3 protein-coding genes and 1 pseudogene are annotated in these 3341 nt (G+C 72.7%); all 4 read right to left on the bottom strand.

Going from position 1 to position 3341, the window contains the following annotated elements:
- Window positions 1–50 precede the first annotated feature (50 nt).
- Entirely contained in the window at window positions 51–1724 is a 1674-nt protein-coding gene (locus tag MJ785_RS20670; protein WP_239382436.1) for a hypothetical protein, read from the bottom strand.
- A gap of 255 nt (window positions 1725–1979) precedes the next feature.
- Window positions 1980–2723: a hypothetical protein gene (locus tag MJ785_RS20665; protein ID WP_239382435.1), complete on the bottom strand. Its 744-nt coding sequence runs from the start codon at window positions 2721–2723 to the stop codon at window positions 1980–1982.
- Window positions 2716–2997: a hypothetical protein gene (locus MJ785_RS20660; protein WP_239337436.1), complete on the bottom strand. Its 282-nt coding sequence runs from the start codon at window positions 2995–2997 to the stop codon at window positions 2716–2718. The genes MJ785_RS20665 and MJ785_RS20660 overlap by 8 nt, the downstream gene beginning before the upstream one ends.
- A gap of 116 nt (window positions 2998–3113) precedes the next feature.
- Window positions 3114–3341, bottom strand: a pseudogene (locus MJ785_RS20655) (molecular chaperone DnaJ); the annotation flags it as partial.

The following is a 3341-nucleotide window of genomic DNA, read 5'->3' as shown; positions in this document are numbered from 1 at the left end:
GAGGTTGTCTCGGTCCTCCTGGTTCCACGGGCAGTCGGTCATCGGCGGGGTCATGGCGAGGTTCGGGCTCCGTTCCGGCGGGCGGCGCGTTCGTAGAGATGGGCGGCCCGCAGCGGGTCGCCGTTGCGTTCATGGAGCTCCGCGGCCCGAACGAAGTTGTCGGCGAACTCGGCTTCGAGAGCATCGTCCAGCCAGGTCCGCGGCGCGGACGGAGCCTCCGGGGCGCGGTTGCGTACCCGCTTCAGCAGTTCCCGGGCGCGCTGCCAGCCGGATGCGGACGGCTCCGGCGCCGAAACCGGCCCCGGCTCGGGTGGCCGCGGGGTGACCTGCGTATCGACGTCCGCCAGCGCGGCCACGGCCTCCGGTGGAAGCTGAAGGTCAAGCTCTGGGCCGGGGCCGGCCCACAACGTCCACACCGGCTCGCGAGCGTGCAGGTCGAAGGCGACGGCTCGCGCCGGCAGCGCCACCACAGCGATGTCGTCCGCGACGCCGAACAGTGCCCGGCGGGCGGTCGGGGGCAGCCGCGGACGCGTCCGGTAGCCGACCGGCAGGAACAGCGGGCCAGGCCCGAGGCAGTACAGCGGTTCGCCGACCGGGAGCCGTTCGAGCAGGCCGCCCGGGGCCAGCAGCAGATGCCTGTCCCGGCCGCGGACGACGACCGCGATCTCGGCGAGCGGGTGCCCCGCCAGCAGCGGAGGGATGCTGGCAAGGTCGTCGTCGTCGAGCAGCGCCGCGTCGATGTCGACCCCGCTGGTGCGGCCCGCGACGATCGCGACGGGTCGCCCCGCCAGCCGCAGCGACGTGTCGCCGGGTGCCGTTATGGTCTGCTCCGGCGCTTCCAGCCGGTAGCCGTCCATGAGTCGGACGAGCGCGGCTGCGTCCATCGGCTCGCCCAGGCCGACCAGCCGCCAGCAGCCGAAGGAGCCGTCGGCCAGTACCCACGTGTCGGCGTCCACCAGGCCGGCGAGCAGCGGATCGGGCAAAGCGGACGCCATGGCGTGCTGAACCAGCAGCCTGTCACCTGTGGCTCGGCAGAGCAGCACGAACGGATCATGATTGAGCGCGACCAGCAACGACGCGGGCAGAGGCTCCGCCGATGCCGCGGACAGCCGTAGTTCGGTGGCGACCCGACCGCCACCGAACGGCCCGGCGGTGGTGTCGGACCGCGTCGTGGCTGATTGCATCGTGGCTGATTGCGGGATGGCTGATTGCGGGGTGTCGAACAGCGGGTCGAGCCGGACCGGCCGGTACCGTACGGAAAGCCCCAGCTCCAGGGCACGTTGGACGACCCCACCGGCCAGGGCACCCGGCAGCAGTACCACCGCCTCGGTCGGCGTGCCGGCCACCACCGGGTGCAGCCCGGCTGCCCGCACGACCTCGACGACGCTCGCCGAACCAAAGCCGGACGTCGGCACCGCCTCGCCGGCAGCGTCGCCGGCTGCCGCGGCCGGCGGAAGGCCCCAGCCACGGTCAGGCTGGAACCGGCCGTCGGTGTGGACGTACAGCCGGCCGTGCGCGGTCGACACCAGCTCCCGGCCCAGGTCGAGGGCCATCTCAACGGCCACCCACCAGGCACCGCTGCCGTCACCGGTGCCGGCAGCGGCCGGGCCGGGCCGGTGGACCCGCAGGAACCGGAAGCCGTCACCATGCCCGGTCGCCACCAGCGAACCGGCGAACACAAGAGCCGCGGATGCGGAGCCGAACCTGCCGGCGAGTCCCACCACCGGAGCCGGCCCGGCCCGGTCGGACCCATCCGGTTCGGCGGACCCGTCCGATCCTGACGACGACGGTCGGCTCGCCGGTTCGTTCTGGGGTGCCGGGAGCGTAGCCGGGGGTGTGGGAGCCGGCACGAATGGTCGCCCGCCGGACCCCGCGGCCGGCGACACAGGAACCTCGTCCGGCGGGATCTCGTCCAGGCGGAAAAGGGGCGAACGTCGCCCCGCGCCGGACCCGGAACGATGCGGAGGTACGGTCATCGGCTACCTCACGGACGGGCTGGTCGCGGGCTCAGCCGAAGTCGCTGCTGGTGTCTGTCTCACTGCGGATGGTAAGGTCAGTTCGGTGTGCAGGACCCGCGCTGACCATTCGGCCCAGCGTTGCTCCGCTCCGGGGCGAACGCCTCGCACGGCTGCGGCGAAGACAAGCGCGACCTGGTCGTAGCGGTGCGCGGCCTCGGCCAGCGCGACCGCCCATTCCTCGATCCGGCGGCTGGCCGCGTTCGCCGGCCAGGCGGGTTCGGCGGCCGAGCGTCCGGCGGCCGACGCCTCGGCCAGCATCGCTTGGACGTCCGCGAGCACGGGAAGGATGCGCCGGTAGGGCAGACGGTCGGCGACGTCGCAACGAGCCGACACCAGCCGCCGCTCCAAGGCGTCGAACATCGACCCGACCGCCGATTCGACCGGATCGGCCAAGCCGGCCAGGTCCGCCGGGTCGATCTGGCCGCCCGGGTCGACTAGATCGGCCGGGTCGCCCGGGTCGGGCGCCAGCGACGCGCGGGCGGCGGTCGGGTCGTTCAGGTTGTGGACGAGCACCCACGCGGCGATGTGGATGAGGCCGGCCGCGGCGTAGTCCGTAGCCGCGTCCCGGTAGCGGCCGATCCGGGCGAAGAGATCCGCCGACCGCGCGAAGTAGCCGGCCTCCCGGTAGCAGCGCGCGGCCTCGGCGACCTGGCCCACCCGCAGGTAACAGCTCGCGGCCCGGTCAAGCAGCGGGGCGTCAGTCACGGAGCCGTGGCCCCCGTTCGGTCTGGCCGGTCTGGCCGGTGGGCGGTTCCTCGATCGGTCGCGGTCTGAGCTGATCCCGAGCCGCCGGCGGCGGTTCCGGGACCTCCTGTTCGATGAGAGCGTTGTTCTCGACGATGCGGGCGACGTCGGCCGTGACCCGGTCGTGACGGGCGTCGTGGTCGGCGGCGGGCGCGCCTTCCGCCGTGTCCTCGACGCGGAACACCTCGACCTCGCCGGTGTCGACGCGGTAACGGAACTTCACCCGGACCCGCATGCCCGCACCCCCGAATCCTGAATCCCGAAATCTGAAACCCTGAAACCCTGAAAACCAGCAAGTCTGAAACTCTGAAAACCAGCACCGCTGAAACCCGGCACCGCTGAAACCCGACGTCAGATCTGCAGCTCGAATTCGATCTCGAGAACCCCGCCGTTCTCCGAGCAGGTGACACCCTCGGCGCGCCGGGCTCGGGCGTAGGCCATGATCGCGTCCCGGTAGGCCCCGGCCAGCGCCTGGTGGAAGATGTTGCGCCCCTGGATGCCGACGGCGACCAGCCGGGTCGCGGCGTGGCGGCGCAGCGCCTCGACGCGGGCGGCGGCGGCTTCGGCCAGGGCTGCGTC

The sequence above is a fragment of the Protofrankia sp. CiT1 genome (assembly GCF_917627335.1).
Taxonomy (GTDB): domain Bacteria; phylum Actinomycetota; class Actinomycetes; order Frankiales; family Frankiaceae; genus Protofrankia.
Note: the sequence above shows the minus strand (reverse complement) of the source record. Positions and strands in the feature narration are given on the sequence as shown.

What these genes read in the sequence shown, in the direction of transcription:
- MJ785_RS20660 (WP_239337436.1), bottom strand. Translation starts at nt 2,997, where the DNA reads ATGCGGGTCCGGGTGAAGTTCCGTTACCGCGTCGACACCGGCGAGGTC.